The following is an 18,584-nucleotide window of genomic DNA, read 5'->3' as shown; positions in this document are numbered from 1 at the left end:
CACCCCTCCTTTCTATTGCACGATTTGCGTCGCTGCCCGGTTGATCTGGGCGGCATTGCTTGGTAACAGCCATTCGGTATAGCGTTTGTACTCATTATTGATTTTGACGAAATACGTTGGCGTCAAATCCACGACCTGGCTGTTGTCCTTTTGCGGTTGCCAATAGTAGCCAAGTTGAATATCTTGCACCGAGGTTTCACTGTAACCGGCATGATCCAACTGCGCCAGGACATCTGCGGTGCTCGGCAGGGAAACTGCCGCCTGCTTCGTCGGAATCGCGACAGTTAAATTGTTCAAGGAGAAGGTCATGGCTAAGCCGTTGCTGGAGTTGGTGACTTCGACGGTGCCATTATAAACATCGTTGAAAATCGGCAAGCCTTGCGCGTATGAACGGAAGGTGACCGTATGATTGGTTTTGTCATAACCGGCGTAATGCATGGTATTCACGCCTTGCAAGTTCAACTTGGTAATGGCTTTATACCCCGCCTGCAGGGTCGCGGTCAACTGCTTCGCCTTCGTTGCACCGTTGCTATCTTCATACTGCACCACATCGTCGTCATCGTTCAGCGTCATGCGGTAGCGGTCATTGAGTGTATAAATAACTTCATTCCCAATCTCCCGCGAATCGACCGTATTACCTTGTGAACTTGGCATCAGTAACGACACGAAATGATTGGCGTTTTGCTGATCGAGCAAAAAGGCATACGGCGTCACGGCGATACTCTGGTCAAACGCGGTGATCCATTTCCCGTTCAACTTCTTTTCGGTGACCGGCAAACTGGTCGCTTTAACACTGGCCAACACTTCATTCACTTGCGTGGCACTGGCGTTTTTCAAGGTGACTTCACGTTTGGTGTGCGTTTCGTCATTCAACAGGGTCAGCTTTGGCGTCTTATCTGCGAGGTGAATCAGCAGCCGGTCAAACTGGAAATCAGCTGGGGTGTTCACTGCCTGATGTTTGAAATAACGCGTGTCGAACAGCTTAAAGCTAATCGGCCCCGCATATTTCAGCTGCAGGGTTTGATCCGTCTGGAGCAGCGCGGTGTAAGCCGCACCGCTTAAGGTCGCCTTCGCGCCGACTTTGACAATGCGCCAGTTGCGTAGCGCTTTGTGCAGCTGGCCAGTTACTGCCGTATCGGGCTTAAACAGCAATTGTTTTTGGTCTGATTCCACCGCATACGCCGTGGTCGGCATCAACAAATACTCGGTCTGCTTGCCCACCGCGGTATCCGGCGCGGTTTTGACCGTGGCCGATGATTCTTGGCGACCAAGGCGGGAGGGATTTTGCCAAATGAGCCAAGTGAAAATCAGACTCAGGGCCACCATCGTCATTAAACTGACGCGTAAAATCCAGCCACTAAGCTTCATCCCAATCACCTCCGTCTTCATCTAGCGGTTGGTAAGGCAGCGAAATGTAGAAGGTACTGCCTTTGCCTTCTTGCGAATCGACCCAGATGCGGCCGCCCAGCACTTCGATGACTTCCTTGGAAATCGCTAGGCCCAGCCCGGTGCCGCCTTGCTGCCGGGAGCGCGCCTTGTCGACGCGGTAGAAGCGATCGAAGACTTTGTTGATATCCTGGCGCGGAATGCCCAAGCCTTGGTCGGAAATCGACAGAATGACGTGGTTATGCGTTTCCAGCAACCGCGCGGAAATCACGCCGCCATCGGGGCTGTACTTGATCGCATTATTCATAATATTGTCGATGACTTGCATAAACTTGTCTTGATCGATTTCCACCCACAAATCGCGCTTGGTGATTTCACGGCGAATCGAATACTGCTTGTGCGTCGCATGCGCAGGCAGGCTCTGGTTATTATCCTTACCGGCCTGCTCATTATCGGTTTTCAGCATCATATCGAAGCGATCGAGGATGTAGTTGAAGAACTCATTCAGGTTCACGTATTCCAGTTCAATCTTGCTGGTGCCAGAATCCATCCGCGACAGCGACAGCAGGTCGTTAATCATGCGAATCATGCGATCCGTTTCATCCTGCGTCACCTTCAAAAACTGCGGTGCAATCTCGGGATCCTGCCAAGCGCCATCGCTCAGCGCCTCAATGTAAGAACGCATGGAGGTGAGTGGTGTCCGCAATTCATGCGAGACATTTGACACGAATTCCCGGCGCTCGCGCTCGTCTTTTTGCTGTTCCGTGACATCATGGAGCACCGCTACCAGCCCGGAAATAAACCCGGTTTCCCGCTGGATCAAGCTAAAGTCCACGCGTAAAATCAGCTCGTGATTGAGCTGCTGGGAGAAATCGAGCAGCAGTTCTTTTTGATTTTCCAGCAAATCACGCAGCGTGTAATCTTTTTCAATGTTAAGCAAGCGCAAAATCGAGACGCCAATCACGTCTTCGTTCTTGGTGTTCAGGAAATCCAGCGCCGTTTCATTGATAATGATGACATTGCCGCGGCGATCGGTGGCGATAACGCCATCAGTCATGTGGGCCAGCACCGAATCCAACCGGCGCCGCTCGGCCTCACTGGCTTCTTGCGCCTCTTCCACCCGCACCGACAGGTTATTAACCGCTACCGCCAGCTGACCCAGTTCATCTTGCCCGTAAATCCGGACTTGGCCGGAATAATCGCCGCGGGCCATGCGAATGGCTTGCTTTTTCATTTCTTCAATCGGCCGCGTGATGGCGCGACTAATGACAATCGAAATAATGACCCCCAACATCCCTGCGACTAAGCTGGCAATCAGGAAAATACGGACGATTTGATTGATATTGTGATACACGGTTTCCATCGAGGCCGTCACCGAAACGGCCCCAATCACGGCATTACCTTCACCGGTAGCACTCGGGTTTTTAATCGGGATAATGCGGGTATACATCGAGCCGGTGTTTGAGGCATATTCATAGCCCTCAAAAATCTGACCATTATACAGTACATTTTTGATGTTGTTATTCGCCGACTTGGTCCCAACATCGCCTTGCGCGTTCACGTTGGAATTCGCCCGCACCGTCCCTTTGGCGTCTACCACCACAATCGTCGCGGTATTGGCAATATCAGCCTGAGAAATCGTGGACTTCATCGACCCATTGGCATCATCGGTATCCGTGCGCATCAAATCCGTGGCCAACTTATCCTGCAAATAAGGATCCAAGTTAATGCTGGTCTTGAACGTATCAATATTCTGCTGCTCAAGCGACTTCACAAAATACGCGCCAATGATTTCCACCGTCACTAACAACAGCAGAATAAACACCAGCGCGATTTTGAAGTTGATCGATTGAAAGAACTTGATCTTCTTATTCATGAAAATCTCCAAATGAAGGCAGGCTGCGGAGGTCGACCGCACTTAGCCGGAAGGGTAGCCTAGCTGAAGGCATTGCCGTCGCACTTTGACGGCGAGGCCTTCAGCGTAGCTAACCACTCCGGCGTTGGTCGACTGGAGCGCAACTATGAAGGCTACGGAGCGGGGCGCATTTAGGATGACGGCTAGCCTAGCTCACCGCATTGAAGCCGGTTTTTGGCTTCGAGGCGGTGAGCGTAGCTAGACGCTCATCCGTTGCCCCGCGGAGCGCAACTATGAAGGCTGCGAAGGCCGGCCAGCGCAACTACAGGCTGCGCGCCTTCACGCCCTTATTCCGCGTCTGGGTTCTTCAGGTAATACCCCACCCCACGCCGGGTGATCAGCCATTCCGGATGCGAAGCGTTGTCTTCTATTTTTTCGCGCAACCGCCGGACAGTCACATCAACGGTCCGCACATCGCCGAAGTAATCATAGCCCCAAACGGTTTGCAGTAAGTGCTCCCGCGTCATCACCTGGCCCAGGTGCTGGGCTAGGTAATGGAGCAACTCAAATTCACGGTGCGTCAGCTCGATTTTGTCGCCGCGCTTAGTGACCGTGTAAGCATCAGGATGGATGGTCAAGTCGCCGACGGTCAGCTCCTTGTTGTCATCATCTTGCTCCTGCTGCTGCATGCTGGCGCCACTGCGCCGCAAATTAGCCTTGACTCGCGCTACCAGCTCCCGGTTAGAAAATGGCTTGGTGACGTAATCATCCGCGCCCATTTCTAGGCCCAAAACCTTGTCGATTTCGGAGTCCTTAGCTGTCAGCATGATGATCGGCGTGTCGTGGTCTTTGCGCACTTGACGCGCGACTTCCAGCCCATCGATTTTCGGTAGCATTAAGTCCAGTAAGATCAAATCAGGATTTTCTTCGTTTACTTTGGCTAGCGCTTCTTCACCGTCGTACGCGGTGACCACGTCGTAGCCTTCTTTACTCAAATTAAATTTGACGATATCAGAGATTGGTTTCTCATCGTCCACCACAAGGATTTTTTTTGCCATCATTGGCCTCCAATACTCTCCAGTTGCGTTGTTTCTATTATAACGGTTTCTCACGGGTTGGGCAAAAGGCTGTGGAGTGAGGCTGCCTTTAGCCTGATGCTTAGCCTGTCTGGGCCCGGGCAGGCCAGCCTCCGCAGCAAGGGGCCGGAACGTGGTGGCCAGCGCTTTGAGCCTCTGCGAGTCTCAAAGTCGCGGCTTGTTCTAAGCCGGAAGTCCACCGGCTAAGAACAATTTCACCACTGAGCCCCTTGCTGCTCCGGCCGGCCTGCCCTACGGTAGTAGTTCTTGTTTCACTATCGGCTTAACCCTAAGATACGTAGCGGTCTGACACGTCCGTTGCCATCGACAATGCTCGCGATGGAATCGGCAACTTGTCCCAGTGAATATTTTTTGCATATTCTTGAATTTTTCTTGCATATTTTCCCAAATGGGTATATATTCATATAAAATTCATCTTGAGGGGTTGGCAGGTTATGCATAAATTTTATCGGTGGGTCCTCAGTCTCATCGCCATCTTATTCATCGGTGGCGGACTGATCTCAACTTCGACCCAAACGGTCCAAGCGGCAACGAATGACAGTACGCCGGCGGCCATCAAAAAACGGGGTTACATCATTCTTGGGGTGTCAGCAGACTACGCCCCGATGGAATTTCATGCGACCGTTGATGGCAATGACAAAATCGTCGGCGCCGATATTTCCTTAGCGAAGAAAATCGCCAAGGATATGGGCGTGAAATTACAGATTAAGGAAATGGGCTTCGATGCGTTGATTGGCGCTTTGAAGACTGGCAAAGTCGACATGGTTATTTCTGGGATGTCTGACACCCCAGAGCGGCGCAAGCAGGTCGACTTTTCCAAGCCTTACACCTACGAAAAGCAAATCATGGTCATCCAGAAAAAGGATGCCAGCAAGTACAAGAACATTGCGGATTTCGAAGGCGTGAAGGTCGGCGCCCAGAAACAGTCGACGCAGGAACAAATCGCCAAAGCCGAGCTGCCTGATGCCAAGATCGTCAGCCTAGAAAAAGCGAACGACGTGATTGCCCAGGTTCAATATGGCAAAATCAACGCTGGGGTCATGTCCAACGTGGTTGCCGGGGCCTATGTTCAAAAGAACCAAGCGCTGAAGATCATCGATCCTAAGTTTGCCACTGGGAAGGCGCCTACCGTAGTCGCCATCGCCAAAGGCAACAGCGGCTTGACCAGCGCCGTCAATAAGAGTATCAAGGACATGCAAAAGCAAGGCCTCTGGTCCAAGTACATGGACGAAGCCTACACCTTGCAAAACCAAAGCAATAGCTTCTGGCAAAAATACGGTAGCTTCTTCATCAAAGGGGCCGTTAACACTCTGGTCTTCGCGCTGTTAACAGTTATCGCCGGCACAGTGTTAGGTACCCTGCTGGCCTTGATGCGTCGCAGCAAGGTTTGGATTTTGAAAGCCATCGCGGTCATCTACGTGGAATTCATCCGCGGCACGCCTTTGATGGTGCAAGCCTTCATCGTGTTCTTCGGGACGCAGGTGCTGGGCCTGAACCTCTCCGCCTTCGTGGCTGGGGCGATTGCCATGGGCATCAACTCTGGCGCTTATGTCGCCGAAATCATTCGCTCCGGCTTGAACTCCGTGCCGATTGGCCAAACCGAAGCGGCGCGTTCCTTGGGCCTGTCTGGCACTGAAACCACCCGCTTCGTGGTGCTGCCACAAGCCATCAAGAACATCTGGCCAGCGCTGGGGAATGAATTCGTCACCGACATCAAGGAAAGTTCCGTGCTGTCCGTGATTGGCGCGACGGAATTGATGTTTGAAGGGACCACGGTGCAAGGCGCATCGTTTGAACCGTTCTTCCCGATGATGATTGTGGCTTTGATCTACTTCGCCATGACCTTTATCCTGAGCCGGTTGCTCGGGGTTGTGGAACGGCGGATGAACTAGCACTGCGACAAAAGGCGGGCATGAGCCGGCCTTTTGCACGTTACCCGGTTAGAATTAAACTTTGATCTGAACTAATCTAGGAGGAATTATTGATGACAGACAAAATTGTATTGGCATATTCTGGCGGCTTGGATACTTCGGTGGCCATTCCTTGGCTCCAAGACCGCGGCTACGACGTTATCGCCGTGTGCCTGAATGTCGGCCAGCCCAACGCGGACATGGCCTTCATTCAAAAAAAGGCCCTGCAGGTCGGCGCGATTGAAAGCTACGCCATCGACGCCCAGGACGAATTTGCCGATACCTACGTGGCGCCTGTGATCAAAGCCAACGCCTTGTATGAAGGCGACTACCCGCTGGTGTCCGCGCTGTCGCGGCCACTGATCATCGATCACCTGGTGCAAATTGCCCATGAACACGGCGCCGTGGCCATTGCCCATGGCTCAACTGGGAAAGGTAATGACCAAGTCCGCTTTGAAGCGGCCATTCATGCCTTGGATCCCCAGCTCAAAATCGAAGACCCGATTCGCGATTTTCATTGGTCCCGGGAAGAAGAAATCGACTACGCCAAGGAGCACAACGTTCCCGTGCCGATTGGCAAAAAGTCCCCTTACTCCATCGACGCCAACCTCTGGGGCCGCGCCAACGAAGCCGGCATTCTGGAAAACCCTTGGAACCAAGCACCAGCTGACGCTTGGGCGATGAGTGTGGCCCCAGAAGAAGCGCCAGACCAGCCAGTCTTCATCGATTTGACCTTTGAGCAAGGCCTGCCGGTGGCGATTGACGGCAAAGCGATGAAACTCGCTGATTTGATTAAGCACTTGAACAAGCTGGCCGGCGAAAACGGCATCGGCCGCATCGACAAAATCGAAAACCGCATGGTGGGCATCAAGTCCCGCGAAGTTTACGAAGCGCCAGCCGCAGCGGTGATCATGGCGGCGCACCACGAACTGGAAAACCTGACCTTGGAACGCGATGTGGCCCACTACAAGCCGCTGATTGAACAGCAGCTCGCCACCATGATCTACGAAGCCAAGTGGATCACCCCGCTGTTTGACGCCTTGATGGCCTTTGTTGACCACACGCAAACCGTCGTCAACGGCGTCGTCAAAATGAAGCTGTACAAAGGCAACGCCACCGCAGTCGCGCGCAAGTCCGACACGAACTCGCTTTACGATGAGAACCTGGCAACTTACACCTCGGCTGATACCTTCGATCAGGAAGCCGCCGCTGGCTTTATCAAGCTGTGGACCTTGCCAGGCACGGTCTTTGAAGAAGTTAATCACGTGCACTCACAGAAACCGGAGGAAAAATAATGACCGACAAACTCTGGGGCGGCCGGTTCACCGCCAAAGCCGCCAAATGGGTGGATACCTTTGGCGCCTCCATCAGCTTTGACCAGCAAATGGCCAAAGAGGACCTCACCGCTTCCATCGCTCACGTCAAAATGCTTGGCGCTCAAGCCATCATCCCAAAAGCTGACGCAGCAACGATTGAAGCGGGTTTGAAGACTCTCATGACCCAGCTGGAAAACGGTGAACTGCACTTCACCGTTGAAAACGAAGATATCCATTTGAACATGGAAAGCCTGCTCACGGATTTGATTGGGCCGGTGGCAGGCAAGTTGCACACGGCACGCTCCCGCAACGACCAAGTCGCCACGGATTTTCACCTGTGGCTGAAGAACCGCCTGCCGGAAATCATGGCCGCGATTAGCAACCTGCAAACCGTGCTGGTGGAAAAGGCTGAGGAGAATGCCGGCACCATTATGCCTGGCTACACCCATATGCAGCACGCCCAGCCCATCACGTATGGTCACTATCTGCTGGCGTATTTTGAAATGCTGCAGCGCGACTATGAACGCTTTGAATTCAACCAAAAGCATACCGATATGTTGCCGCTTGGCGCCGCCGCACTGGCCGGTACGACCTTCCCGATTGACCGCGAAGCCGTGGCTGAGAGCCTCGATTTTGATGCCGTCTATCACAACAGCTTAGATGCCGTGTCGGACCGTGATTTTGCGCTGGAATTTCTCAGCAACGCCGCGATTTTGATGCAGCATTTGAGCCGGTTGGCTGAAGAGCTCATTCTCTGGTGCACGTACGAATTCAACTACATCGAAATGGCGGACACTTTTGCCACTGGTAGTTCGATTATGCCGCAAAAGAAAAATGCCGACTTCGCCGAGCTCGTGCGCGGCAAAACCGGCCGGGTCTACGGCGCCTTGATGGGGCTGTTGACCACCATGAAGAGCCTGCCCCTGGCCTACAACAAGGACATGCAGGAAGACAAAGAGCCGGTGTTCGACGCGTACACCACTATTCTCGGCTCGTTGCACATTTTCACCGGCATGCTGGAGTCGATCACCGTGCACAAAGAGCGGATGCATGACGCCACCGTGAGCGACTTCTCCAACGCTACCGAATTAGCGGATTACCTCGCCACCAAAGGCGTGCCGTTCCGGCAAGCCCACGGCATCGTCGGCCAGCTCGTGCTCCATGGCATTCAGACCCACCAGAGTCTGCAAGACATGCCGCTAAGCGAACTGCAAGCCGCCGCGCCGCAGATCGAAGCAGATGTTTATACCGAGCTCACCTCGGAAGCCGCCGTGAACCGCCGCACCAGCCTCGGTGGAACAGCCGTGGCCAACGTTGAAAAAGAAGTGGCCCGCGCTAAGGGCATAATCGCCAGCCACTAAAGCCAAAAATGACCAACCTCGCGGATTCGCAAGGTTGGTCATTTTTTAGTTGGGGCGAGCGTCAATGACTCGTTATCGACTGCACTAAAGCCGCTGGTAGCCACTGATTTTGACGTCTGTATGCGCCGCTAAGTAGGTCTGCCAGGGGTCAACCAACCATTGCCGATCAAGTGCCCGGTCTTCATTCAACGAGCTACGCTGCGCCAGCAGCGAGCTCGGCGTGCCTGGATGGGTAATCAAAGCCAACGTGCTCGCCTCCGGAAGCGCCTTGATGGCAGCGGCAACGGTTTTCAAATCATCGGCGGTGTGCCGCAAACCTAACGCTTGCGTCGGCGCCGTAATCGACCGCGTCTTCAGCATCCCCCAGAGCTTGGACTGCTGCCCGGCAACCAGGTTGTGCCGCAGCGGCAGACCGGTTTCCTGGGCCAGCTGTGACACCACGTCAAACACCGCGGGGCTGAGCAACTCGAAGTTCTTGTGGGTGGTGATGTGATCAATCGTGACCCCGAAGCGCTGGGCCAGCTTGATTTGCTGGCGCAGTTCGCTCGCCAGTTCACCGAGGTTGATTTCACCAATCGCCAGCCGGGCCGTGAATTGATCAAACGCCAGCAAGTAGCCGCGTTCATCCACCAAGGACGCTATTTGCTCCGGCGAGCTGGCCGGCAAATGGCGGTCGATGATCAGATGAATGCCCATCTGCGTGCGACCAGCCGCCTCGGCTAGTTGCATCGAGTCCTGAAAGCCTGGCATGGTGGGCATGCAATTTGTCGCCGTCACCACGCCTTGGTCCAACAAGGCCAAAATGGTTTTGGCAATCGCTGGCGTCAGGCCAAAATCATCCGCTTCGACAATCACTTGTTTCACGATGACACCCCCTTTTTGCTTACTGTAACACAAAACCGGCCGCACGAAGCGACCGGTTGCCGGCAAAACTAAAGTAGATATTGTTGCCACAGCTGGGTGGCAGTGTTCAGGAAGCGCGCGCGATTTTGACCTTGCACATTACCTAAAATCACCACGCCTGACTGCCCGTCGCGGCTGATTTGCACCGTCGACAAGAAGCCATAACCCGAGCCGTTGGCATGCAGCGCTTGCGGCTCATTCAGATAGAAGCCGCCGCCGTAATGTTGCCCAGCCGGATACAGCGCAGCCGGCGTGACACCAAGCAGCTTGCCAGAAACCAAAGCCTGCTCGGCGCGGAACAGATCCGTGGCACTCATATACACCTGGCCAGTGCCGAGTTCGGCATGCATCGTGTCCTTCGAAACGAATTGCGGCTCAGCGTACAGGTTACTGCCTTTCAGCGAGTAGCCGGTTGCGACCGGCTGGGTAGCAGACAAGTCGTACGCCATCGCGGTGTGTTTCAGCGCAAGCCGGTCGCGGTAGAGGCCCATGAACAGTTGCTGATAATCTTGCTGGGTGATCTGTTCGAGAATGCCCGCCAGCAGTACATAATTCACTGGCATATAGGCATATTGCCCCAGAGTTTTCGGCCGCACGGTCAAATGCGCCGCGTCATAGGCCACCAGCTGCGCATCACTTTGATATTTGGGCACCAAGGTATGCGGCGTGCTCAGCCCTGAGTTCATGTGCAGCAGGTGCGCCACGGTCAAGGTCGGCTCGCCTTGCAGGCGGGAGTAAAATTGGCCGACCGGGGTGGTCAGTGCCAGCTTACCGAGCACCATTTGCTGCATCACCAGGCCCGCGGTGAGACTTTTTTGCAGCGAATCGATTTGAAACATGGTATCGGCGGTGTTCAGGCGCTTACGCGCGGCATTGGCATAGCCCGCACTGTATTCGGCGACAATGCGGTTATGCTTCACCATCAAAGCCGTGCCGGAAAAATGCTGTTGCGCCAGCGGGCGTTCCAGCGCTTCTTGCATGGTATTGTTAATCGCACGTGGCAGCGAACTGCCGGCTTTTTTGGCTGGTTTGGCTTTAGCCTTCACCACCACTGTCTTCGTTTTCGCGGGCGTTTTAGGGGCCGTCCAGCGGCCCAAGCTAAAGCCTAAGCCCAAACTCAGCGCGGCCACAATGCCCAGCAAAGCCAGCCGGCGGTGAACGCGAGTGCGGTTATTTTGTGCGTAACGCATGTGCTCACCCCACTGTCTTCGTCTGCGCCCAGGATTTGGTGTAGAAATAGTCATTCAGCTGGTAGTGCGGGGCCAGTTGCGGCGTCGTCAAAAACGGTTTGACCACGTGATCAACGGCCAACCAGCCTTGCCAGCCCAAATGAATGGTGTCTTGCATGAAATACGGCAAGCTCCCTTTGCGACTCAGATCCAGGACTTTATCGAAGCCTTGTTCGGCGAGCTGATATTTGAGCTTACCCACTGCTTCTTCGTATTCCGGCATCGAGAGCCCGGTGTAACGGGCCCATTTTTGGTTGATCGGCGGAATAATGAATTGCACGTTCATATTGGCCTTGGCAAACTGCTGGAGCAGTAGCTGAAAGTCGCCGTACTCTGGGCTGACGCGATAGTCGAAGCCGCGCTGACTGCCAGCCAGCTGTTTGAGCCGTTTGCCCTTGAGCCGCTTGTTGAAAAAGTCATTGTCGATGCCCAAGTTGTTTGAAGTGGTGCGTGCCTTACCGATTTGCGTGGCCAACGTGCTGAGGGCAGCGGGATCGTCAGTGGCTGGCAATTGCCGCATACCGCGTTCAATCTCGTGCCAGCGCGGTGAAATCGACAAGGTGCTGAAGAGGTTGTCCTCATTCTTCAACGCTTGCAGTTCGGCTTGCAGTCCCACGCGTTGCGGCTTGGTCAGGCGCTGACCAGCAGCAATGCGATACAAGGCATCGCGCATCACGATACTTTTGGCTGGGGCCCCCATGGCGAGCAGGCGGCGCGCGGCATAGCGATCCGCTTCGCCGCGGCCGGCCTTAAGGAGCCAAGTGGCAAGCTGCAACGGGGAGTAATACTGATCAAAGGCCGCCGGAATCTGGCCTTGCTTGGTGAACCACTGCATCGAGACAATGAACACCGCCCGTTTACCATGGAGCTGCGGCATCATGGTTTGCTCATCGACAAAATGCACCAGTGACTGGGTCCCAGGATCACCCAGCAGCAGCGGTTGATAAGACCGGTGATACTTAGCCGCTAAAACCGAAGGATGAAACGGGTCCATCCGCGCCAGCTCTGAAGAACCGTAAAAGGGCACATAGTTTTTGGCCAAGGCTTGGTGTTTGATGCGCTGGCCGCCGAGAACGGTTGGGGACAGTGAGACGGCGTCGGCGTGCAGCCGCTGAACGCTTAATTTCTGGTTTGGTAGCGGCGCCAGCAGCAACCCCAGCACAATCAAAGCCGCTAGCACTACCGGCCCGAAAATTTGCCAGAGTCGTTTTTTCATACCGTTGCGCTCGCTTTGGCAATGATTTTAGCTGGGGTGTCCCACTGGCTGCGGTCGAATTCAGAGACAGGCACGTCCACGCCGAGCTGGGATTGCAATTCCAGCAGGAGTTGCACGGTGTCCATTGAGTCAAGCAGGCCGCTGTCGAAGAGGTTTTCGTCCAAGTTGGCGGAAAAGTCCTCGCCGGTTAAGTCGTTCAGAATTGCCAAAACAGTTTCTTTTGTATCCATGTTGTTTTCTCCTTTGATTGTGATTGGGTTTGGGCCGCGGTTGGATGTCGCTCTGGGGTGGCGCCTCGCTGTGCGGCCGGCCCGAGCCGAAAAGCGGTCTCGGACCTAAAGTTGAAGCCAGCTTCGCTTCGCTCATTGCTGGCTTCAACTTTGCCGCGAATGGCTCTGGCAAGCCTGCAAAGGGCGCAGTCTTGCGGTCGCCATTCGTTTCACTGCGAACCGCCGCCCCGCCGCTTGACCCAACCTCACTCCACTCGCTCGTTAACAAACGCTTTTGACATTTCTCGAGTCTGTGCGAATGAGTTTATTTAAACCACAGGGTGTCTAAGAACCCTGAGAAGATGAGGAAGCTGAAGCAGACGACGTTAAAGGTGATGAAGATGGCCAAAGCTTCGGTCCAGCGGTTGTGGGGTAGTTGTTTGCGATGCTTCTTTTTGAAGCGGAGCCAGTAGTCGTTGATGATGATGGCCCCGGCGTGGAAGAGGCCGTAGACGATGTAATACCAGGTGACGCCGTGCCAAAAGCCCATTACCAAGAAGTTGATCAAGTACGCGACTTGCGAGATGCGAATGCGGTTTTTGATCAGTTTATGTTTCATGATGAAAAAGGTGACGCGCATGAAGATGAAATCGCGGAACCAAAATGACAGCGTCATGTGCCAGCGGTTCCAGAAGTCCTTGATGTTGTGCGCCTGAAACGGCCGGTTAAAGTTCATCGGGGTGTTGATGCCCATCACTAAAGACAACGCGACGGCGAACAAGCTGTAGCCGGCGAAGTCGAAGAACAGATACATGGCGTAATCGTACATGTATAAGCCTAAGGCCGGGCTGAGGCCGAGCCAGCCGCGGTGCACCAAGGCGGCTTGCGCAAGGCGCGGGAGCCATAAGGTGCCAAAGACATAGCCGAGAATGAACTTGTAGAAGAAGCCGAGAAACAGGTACCACACGGCGCGTTCCAGCATGCCCACATAGTCGCTTTGGGTCGGCACCTGCTCATAATCCTTGGCGAAGCGCCGGTAACGGTCGATGGGGCCAGAGGAGATGACCGGCATGAACAGCATAAAGCGCAGGAACATCCCCAGCGACAGCTGTTTGATGGTGCCGTCGCGCAGTTCCATCAGCACTTGCACGGCTTTAAAGGTCAGATAGGAAATCCCCAGGAACCCCAGCAGCGATTGGTTGGGACCAAGCGCCGGCGTCACTTTGACAATGACCAACGGCAAAATGCTCAAGGCCACCACGGAAACAAACACCGGGGTCGTGTTTTTGGTTTGGCGATACCGCGCGTAGCCGGTGACCAGCAGCAGCTGATACACCACGTAAGCGATCAGGGCCACGCCCTGCTGCCACTTCGCGCCGGTGAACATCAGCGTGATGAATGCCGCCGAGACGATGGTTTCATAAACGCGCAGCCGGTGCCCGTAATACAGGCCAATCATCAGTGGCAACAATGCCACCAGCAAGAGGACAAAGTATTTGGGGTCGGCATAAGGTTGTAAATTGATCATTGGCCATTGACCTCAGCAATCAGCGCTTTGACCGCCACCTTGCCATTTTGGGTTAGCGGCAGCTCATCGCGGTAAATGAAGCGTTGCGGCACCATGTAAGGCATCATCACGCCTTGCAAGTACACGCGAATGGCTTTGGTCAAGGCCAACCCGGATTCGGCTGGCGCTTCCGGCACCACATAAGCCAGCAGTTGTGCCACCTTATGCTCGGCGTTGTATTTCGGCACCGCCACAGCTTGGTGAATCATTGGCGCCTGGTTGAGGTAGTGGTCCACTTCTTCCAGCTCAATGCGGTAGCCGTTGAGCTTGATTTGAAAATCGGTCCGGCCTTGATAAAAAATCAAGCCGTCCTCGGTGATATAGCCGAGGTCGCCGGTTTTATAGCCGCGCACAGCGCCGGAGGTAAAGGCCGCAGCGGTTTTTTCTGGGCGGTTGAGGTAGCCCTTGGACACGCTCGGCCCAATCAGCTCCAGCTCGCCGCTTTGATGGTTTTCGGCTTCACGCTCTGAGCCTGGCACCAAGGTAATGGTGGTATCTGGTTTGGCATAGCCAATCGGTAGCCGATCATGATCGGCCAACACTTGATCCGTGATTTCAATCGCCGTCACCGCCACTGTGGCTTCAGTTGGGCCATAGGTGTTAAACACCTGGGCCTTCGGGAACCGTTGCCGCAATTTGGCCGCGGTGGCATGAGTCAGTTCCTCGCCGCAGAAGAACAGCTGCTTCAAAGCCGGGTAATGACTGGCATCAAAGGTCTGATCCAGCAGGCAGATATCGATGAAACTCGGCGTGGACACCCACACATCCACCGGCAGCTGCGGCAAGGTTTCAAACAGCTGCTTCAAATTCTCGGTCGCTTCACGCGGCAAGATCTGCAAGCAACCCCCTGCGGTTAAGGTCGGGTATAAGGACATCACGGACAGGTCAAAGGAAAATGGTGCTTGCGCCAACATCCGCGGCTGGCGCGGCAAGTTGAAGCTGGCCATCCAGGCCACAAAGCTGGTGAGGTTGCCATGGGAAATCTGCACACCCTTGGGCTGGCCGGTGGTGCCGGAAGTGAAGATGATATAGAAATTATCATCAGCCGCTGGCGTCGGCAGAGCCGTTGTCAGCGGTACGGTCATCATTTCCGCCACTTGACCCGGCGTTTTCACTGGGGTCTTCAGCGCCACTGGCACGGGCTGCGTGGCCAGCACCACGGCCGGTTCAGCGATAGCTTCAATCATCAGCAGCCGGTCTTGCGGCGAATGGGTATCCACCGGAATGTAGGCCCGTCCGGCTTTGACGACGCCTAAAAATGCCGCGATGGTGGCAAAGCTTTGGTCGCAGTAGACCAGCACCGGGCCGGCGGGTAAGCTGCTAGCCAGCAGCGCTGCCGCAATGCCATCAGAGGCGGCCTTCAACTCGCCGTAGGTATAATGATCGCCCAGCACGGTCAGGGCCAGCCAGTCGGGATGTGCCAGCGCAATATCATCGATTTGTTGCACGATTGTTTTCATGAGTGCCTCCTAGAATTCGTTGTAAATAAAGTGGCCACCAGCGACGCCGCGATAGCTGTATAAGTAGACCAAAATCAGAATGATCACGGTGTAGAACAGCGTTTTGGCGACGAATCTCACGCTCGGTTTCGCGAAGAAAGCTTTCATCTGGGATCCTTCTTTCTGCATTAAAAAAGCAATGACCTTAGTGTAGTGGTCATTGCTTTTGCCTTCAGGAGTACTTTCTAAACCCAAGATTAGAGATTTTCAGAAACCGCCAACGGCAGATGCACCATGAAGCGACTGCCTTGGGGCACATTATCGACCACGCTTAACTCACCGCCGCTGAGTGTGGTCAGCTGTTTGGCAATCGCGAGGCCCAACCCGGTGCCCTTAATCGCTTTAGACCGGGATTCGTCCACCCGATAAAAGCGATCAAAAATCTTCGCCTTCTCCGCATCAGGAATCCCAGGCCCCAAATCCGCCACACTTAACAGCGCGCGCTGGCCGCCCTTAGTGATTTGAATCGTGACAACACTGTTAGCTGGGGCATATTTGCGGGCATTGGACAACAAGGCCAGCAAAGTATGTTCGATCGCCTCGGCATTGGCCTGCACCATCATCCGATCCGGCACGATGACTTTGAGGGTCTGCGGCGTTTGCTGCTGATAGCGACTGACCACTCGCTTGACCTGCGCCACCAAATCATACGCGGCCACGCTCATTTGGGCGTTTTCCATGCGTGACAGGGCTAGCAGGCTTTCAATCAGCTGCTGCATCTTCTGCGATTCGTCATCGATTACCGCCAGCGAGTCGGCAAACAGTTCCGGATGGGCCTTGCCATGGCGCTGCAGCAAGGCCACATGCCCGCGAATTGCCGTCAGCGGCGTGCGCAGTTCATGACTGGCATCTGAGACAAATTGGTTGTCCCGCACCACCTGCTGCTTCAGCGAATGGAGCAAGCGGTTGAACTCCACCGTCAGCTCCCGCACTTCCTCTGGTCCTTGCGGCACCGGCAGCGCCTCTTGCCCATCGGGACTCGGGGCATTGGAAATCACCTTCGCCGCACTGGTCAAGGTTACCAGCGGCTGGTTAAGCCGCCGGGCCAAGACCCGCGTCGCCCAGCTACCGACCAATAGGCCAAGCAAGGTGATGCCGGTACTCATCAGCAGAATCATTTTGAAGATTTCGATCATGCCATTGAGACTCAGCCAGGTATCATACACCACTTCCAGCTGGCCTTCCTGTTCCACCGCCTGGGTGTGGTAATACACGCCTTGGTTGCCTTGATATTGGACGTTCGAAATCAGTGGCCAAGTGGACCAAGTATTATCCAAAAACCGGCGCGTGTTGCGGGTGTAATAACGCTGCACCGTTTTTTTGCCCTGCTTAACCTGAATGCGGGCAAAGGTGTGGTGCGTGTTGACCGGGGTATTTTCGTGCCAGTACTGCCAGTCTGGTTCATCCTGGTCGAACGAGGCCTTCAGGGTTTTCATCAGCTCCACGCTGTCATCATGCTTATTCTTGATTAAATGAATCCCCACCACCGTGATGGTTGAAAAGCTCACCAGGAGCATCAAAATCACCAGCAAGCGATTGTAGGCATGGGTGATGCGGGCCGCACTGCTATTGCCCCGCTTACTCATCAGTTGGCCCCTCAGCTAGCATGTAGCCAATGCCACGCACCGTTTTCAGCAGGGTGGGCGTGCCAGGTTGGTCGAGCTTTTGCCGCAGGTACCGGACGTACACATCAACAATGTTAGCCTGGCCATCAAAGCTGGTGCCCCAGACAGCATCCAGCAATTGGTCGCGGGTCAGTGGCTCGCCGCCGTGTTGCATGAACACCAAGAGCAAGTCGAACTCTCGCTGGGTCAATTGGGTCAGCTGGCCGCCGCGCCGCACCTGGCGGGCTTTGGTATCCAGTGTCAGATCCGCCACATGGAAATTCGTTTGCACCTGGTGATTGCGGCGAATCAGCACCCGAATTCGGGCCAGCAGCTCCTCAATTTCGAAGGGTTTGGTGATGTAATCATCCGCACCATTATCGAGGCCCGCAACTTTATCGCCGACATAATCGCGCGCCGTCATCATCATGATGGGCACGGCTGAGGTTTTGCGAATGCGGCGCATCACTTCCAGACCGTCAAGCTTGGGAATCATCCAATCCAGCAAAATCATATCAATCTGGTCCCCTTGCGCCTGAAAAGTGGCAAAGGCCGCTTCCCCATCCTGCGCCGTCAGGACCTTGTAGCCTTCAAAATTTAATTCTCGATCCAGGTATGAAATCAACCCGGCTTCGTCTTCTACTAGTAAAATCGTTGCTGTCATGGCTGCCTCCTGCAGTTAAACTCCTCTTATAAGGATAGCACGCGGCAGACACGGCCTAAGATAACAAAAATGTCACCTCATCAAAGCAAAAGGCGCCGTGACAAAAGGCGGTTTTGGAGCCGACAGGTAGCCTTTCTAACGCATGTCAGCCTGTACGCGCTTCGCGCTACAGGCTGATCAAGCCAACCACCAAGTCCGAATTTTGGACTCGGTGGTTGGCGTAGCTACATGCTCGGCTCCGGCCTTTTGGCACGTAACTCTGGAAACATTCGCAGTGAATCTAAGGGGCTGTGACAAATGTCACAGCCCCTCTCAATAATGTTATTTCTTCGCTGCGCGCTTGGCGCGAATGTTGCTGATGTAGCCCCGGACGAGTTGCAAGAACGTCTGCGTCTTCACGATATGTTCAGCGGGAATGTAGACCCGAATGGCACGCAAGGTGCGCTTGGGATCCTTGCTGGCAAAGGCAAAGTTCCCGCTATGCTTCGTGTGAATCGTGAAGCGCGGAATGTATTTACCTTTGAACATAATCGTCGCTTCCACGATGGTGACTTCACCCCAGGGGATCTGGATGAACTTGCGCCGGTTGCGATTGGAGAACCACTCGAAGCCTTTGTCGCCGACCATGATTTTGCCGTAATCGGCGATGCCTAGATAGGACGTGGCATCGACGGTCAAATCGACTTTCGTGTTGATGGATTGAATGACTTCTTGCATGGTTAATCCTCTCTTGGCTTTTGCAACGATTATACGCATATTAATGACAAA

General features: G+C 54.4%; 16 protein-coding genes. 3 read left to right on the top strand and 13 right to left on the bottom strand.

Annotated features, from left to right (window positions below; all coding sequences use genetic code 11):
- Window positions 1-12 precede the first annotated feature (12 nt).
- From JUF11_RS04165 to yycF, 3 genes are all read right to left on the bottom strand, one after another.
- Window positions 13-1,368, bottom strand: a complete 1,356-nt coding sequence (locus tag JUF11_RS04165; RefSeq protein ID WP_204118475.1) for a YycH family regulatory protein — start codon at window positions 1,366-1,368, stop codon at window positions 13-15.
- Window positions 1,358-3,262, bottom strand: coding sequence for a cell wall metabolism sensor histidine kinase WalK (walK, locus tag JUF11_RS04160; RefSeq protein WP_204118474.1), 1,905 nt, complete (start codon window positions 3,260-3,262; stop codon window positions 1,358-1,360). The genes JUF11_RS04165 and walK overlap by 11 nt, the downstream gene beginning before the upstream one ends.
- 326 nt (window positions 3,263-3,588) lie before the next feature.
- Window positions 3,589-4,299: a response regulator YycF gene (yycF, locus tag JUF11_RS04155; protein ID WP_125579336.1), complete on the bottom strand. Its 711-nt coding sequence runs from the start codon at window positions 4,297-4,299 to the stop codon at window positions 3,589-3,591.
- A 473-nt stretch (window positions 4,300-4,772) separates the two neighbouring features.
- Between yycF and JUF11_RS04150 the strand changes: the two genes are divergently transcribed.
- From JUF11_RS04150 to argH, 3 genes are all read left to right on the top strand, one after another.
- Complete coding sequence (locus JUF11_RS04150) at window positions 4,773-6,230, top strand: ABC transporter substrate-binding protein/permease (RefSeq protein WP_204118473.1); 1,458 nt, start codon at window positions 4,773-4,775, stop codon at window positions 6,228-6,230.
- Between the two features lie 92 nt (window positions 6,231-6,322).
- The gene (locus tag JUF11_RS04145) at window positions 6,323-7,543 is read left to right on the top strand and encodes an argininosuccinate synthase (protein ID WP_204118472.1); all 1,221 of its coding nucleotides are present in this window, start codon (window positions 6,323-6,325) and stop codon (window positions 7,541-7,543) included.
- The gene (gene argH, locus JUF11_RS04140; RefSeq protein WP_204118471.1) at window positions 7,543-8,925 is read left to right on the top strand and encodes an argininosuccinate lyase; all 1,383 of its coding nucleotides are present in this window, start codon (window positions 7,543-7,545) and stop codon (window positions 8,923-8,925) included. Before JUF11_RS04145 ends, argH begins: the two co-directional genes overlap by 1 nt.
- Before the next feature lie 84 nt (window positions 8,926-9,009).
- Here argH and JUF11_RS04135 read toward each other — a convergent pair whose 3' ends face one another.
- The 10 genes from JUF11_RS04135 to JUF11_RS04090 form a co-directional block, all read right to left on the bottom strand.
- Window positions 9,010-9,789: a carbohydrate deacetylase gene (locus JUF11_RS04135; RefSeq protein WP_204118470.1), complete on the bottom strand. Its 780-nt coding sequence runs from the start codon at window positions 9,787-9,789 to the stop codon at window positions 9,010-9,012.
- A gap of 68 nt (window positions 9,790-9,857) precedes the next feature.
- Complete coding sequence (locus JUF11_RS04130) at window positions 9,858-11,018, bottom strand: serine hydrolase domain-containing protein (protein ID WP_204118469.1); 1,161 nt, start codon at window positions 11,016-11,018, stop codon at window positions 9,858-9,860.
- Between the two features lie 4 nt (window positions 11,019-11,022).
- Window positions 11,023-12,273, bottom strand: coding sequence for a D-alanyl-lipoteichoic acid biosynthesis protein DltD (dltD, locus tag JUF11_RS04125; RefSeq protein WP_204118468.1), 1,251 nt, complete (start codon window positions 12,271-12,273; stop codon window positions 11,023-11,025).
- Window positions 12,270-12,503 (bottom strand): D-alanine--poly(phosphoribitol) ligase subunit DltC, encoded by a 234-nt coding sequence (gene dltC / locus JUF11_RS04120; protein WP_204118467.1) that lies wholly within the window; start codon window positions 12,501-12,503, stop codon window positions 12,270-12,272. Before dltC ends, dltD begins: the two co-directional genes overlap by 4 nt.
- Before the next feature lie 304 nt (window positions 12,504-12,807).
- The gene (dltB, locus tag JUF11_RS04115; RefSeq protein WP_204118466.1) at window positions 12,808-14,010 is read right to left on the bottom strand and encodes a D-alanyl-lipoteichoic acid biosynthesis protein DltB; all 1,203 of its coding nucleotides are present in this window, start codon (window positions 14,008-14,010) and stop codon (window positions 12,808-12,810) included.
- On the bottom strand, window positions 14,007-15,509 hold the full coding sequence (gene dltA, locus JUF11_RS04110) for a D-alanine--poly(phosphoribitol) ligase subunit DltA (RefSeq protein ID WP_204118465.1): 1,503 nt from the start codon (window positions 15,507-15,509) through the stop codon (window positions 14,007-14,009). The genes dltB and dltA overlap by 4 nt, the downstream gene beginning before the upstream one ends.
- 9 nt (window positions 15,510-15,518) lie before the next feature.
- The gene (locus JUF11_RS04105) at window positions 15,519-15,656 is read right to left on the bottom strand and encodes a teichoic acid D-Ala incorporation-associated protein DltX (protein WP_204118464.1); all 138 of its coding nucleotides are present in this window, start codon (window positions 15,654-15,656) and stop codon (window positions 15,519-15,521) included.
- A gap of 89 nt (window positions 15,657-15,745) precedes the next feature.
- On the bottom strand, window positions 15,746-17,134 hold the full coding sequence (locus tag JUF11_RS04100; protein ID WP_204118463.1) for a sensor histidine kinase: 1,389 nt from the start codon (window positions 17,132-17,134) through the stop codon (window positions 15,746-15,748).
- Window positions 17,127-17,816: a response regulator transcription factor gene (locus JUF11_RS04095; protein ID WP_125579348.1), complete on the bottom strand. Its 690-nt coding sequence runs from the start codon at window positions 17,814-17,816 to the stop codon at window positions 17,127-17,129. The genes JUF11_RS04100 and JUF11_RS04095 overlap by 8 nt, the downstream gene beginning before the upstream one ends.
- Window positions 17,817-18,137: 321 nt before the next feature.
- Window positions 18,138-18,533: a DUF956 family protein gene (locus JUF11_RS04090; RefSeq protein ID WP_204118462.1), complete on the bottom strand. Its 396-nt coding sequence runs from the start codon at window positions 18,531-18,533 to the stop codon at window positions 18,138-18,140.
- Window positions 18,534-18,584: the final 51 nt, after the last annotated feature.

The organism is Lacticaseibacillus suilingensis (assembly GCF_016861845.1).
GTDB lineage: Bacteria > Bacillota > Bacilli > Lactobacillales > Lactobacillaceae > Lacticaseibacillus > Lacticaseibacillus suilingensis.
Note: the sequence above shows the minus strand (reverse complement) of the source record. Positions and strands in the feature narration are given on the sequence as shown.

Excerpts from the sequence above, each read along its gene's own strand:
- JUF11_RS04165 (WP_204118475.1), bottom strand. The coding sequence starts at position 1,368 with ATGAAGCTTAGTGGCTGGATTTTACGCGTCAGTTTAATGACGATGGTG.
- walK (WP_204118474.1), bottom strand. The coding sequence starts at position 3,262 with ATGAATAAGAAGATCAAGTTCTTTCAATCGATCAACTTCAAAATCGCG.
- yycF (WP_125579336.1), bottom strand. The coding sequence starts at position 4,299 with ATGGCAAAAAAAATCCTTGTGGTGGACGATGAGAAACCAATCTCTGAT.
- JUF11_RS04150 (WP_204118473.1), top strand. The coding sequence starts at position 4,773 with ATGCATAAATTTTATCGGTGGGTCCTCAGTCTCATCGCCATCTTATTC.
- JUF11_RS04145 (WP_204118472.1), top strand. The coding sequence starts at position 6,323 with ATGACAGACAAAATTGTATTGGCATATTCTGGCGGCTTGGATACTTCG.
- argH (WP_204118471.1), top strand. The coding sequence starts at position 7,543 with ATGACCGACAAACTCTGGGGCGGCCGGTTCACCGCCAAAGCCGCCAAA.
- JUF11_RS04130 (WP_204118469.1), bottom strand. The coding sequence starts at position 11,018 with ATGCGTTACGCACAAAATAACCGCACTCGCGTTCACCGCCGGCTGGCT.
- dltD (WP_204118468.1), bottom strand. The coding sequence starts at position 12,273 with ATGAAAAAACGACTCTGGCAAATTTTCGGGCCGGTAGTGCTAGCGGCT.
- dltC (WP_204118467.1), bottom strand. The coding sequence starts at position 12,503 with ATGGATACAAAAGAAACTGTTTTGGCAATTCTGAACGACTTAACCGGC.
- dltB (WP_204118466.1), bottom strand. The coding sequence starts at position 14,010 with ATGATCAATTTACAACCTTATGCCGACCCCAAATACTTTGTCCTCTTG.
- dltA (WP_204118465.1), bottom strand. The coding sequence starts at position 15,509 with ATGAAAACAATCGTGCAACAAATCGATGATATTGCGCTGGCACATCCC.
- JUF11_RS04105 (WP_204118464.1), bottom strand. The coding sequence starts at position 15,656 with ATGAAAGCTTTCTTCGCGAAACCGAGCGTGAGATTCGTCGCCAAAACG.
- JUF11_RS04100 (WP_204118463.1), bottom strand. The coding sequence starts at position 17,134 with ATGAGTAAGCGGGGCAATAGCAGTGCGGCCCGCATCACCCATGCCTAC.
- JUF11_RS04095 (WP_125579348.1), bottom strand. The coding sequence starts at position 17,816 with ATGACAGCAACGATTTTACTAGTAGAAGACGAAGCCGGGTTGATTTCA.
- JUF11_RS04090 (WP_204118462.1), bottom strand. The coding sequence starts at position 18,533 with ATGCAAGAAGTCATTCAATCCATCAACACGAAAGTCGATTTGACCGTC.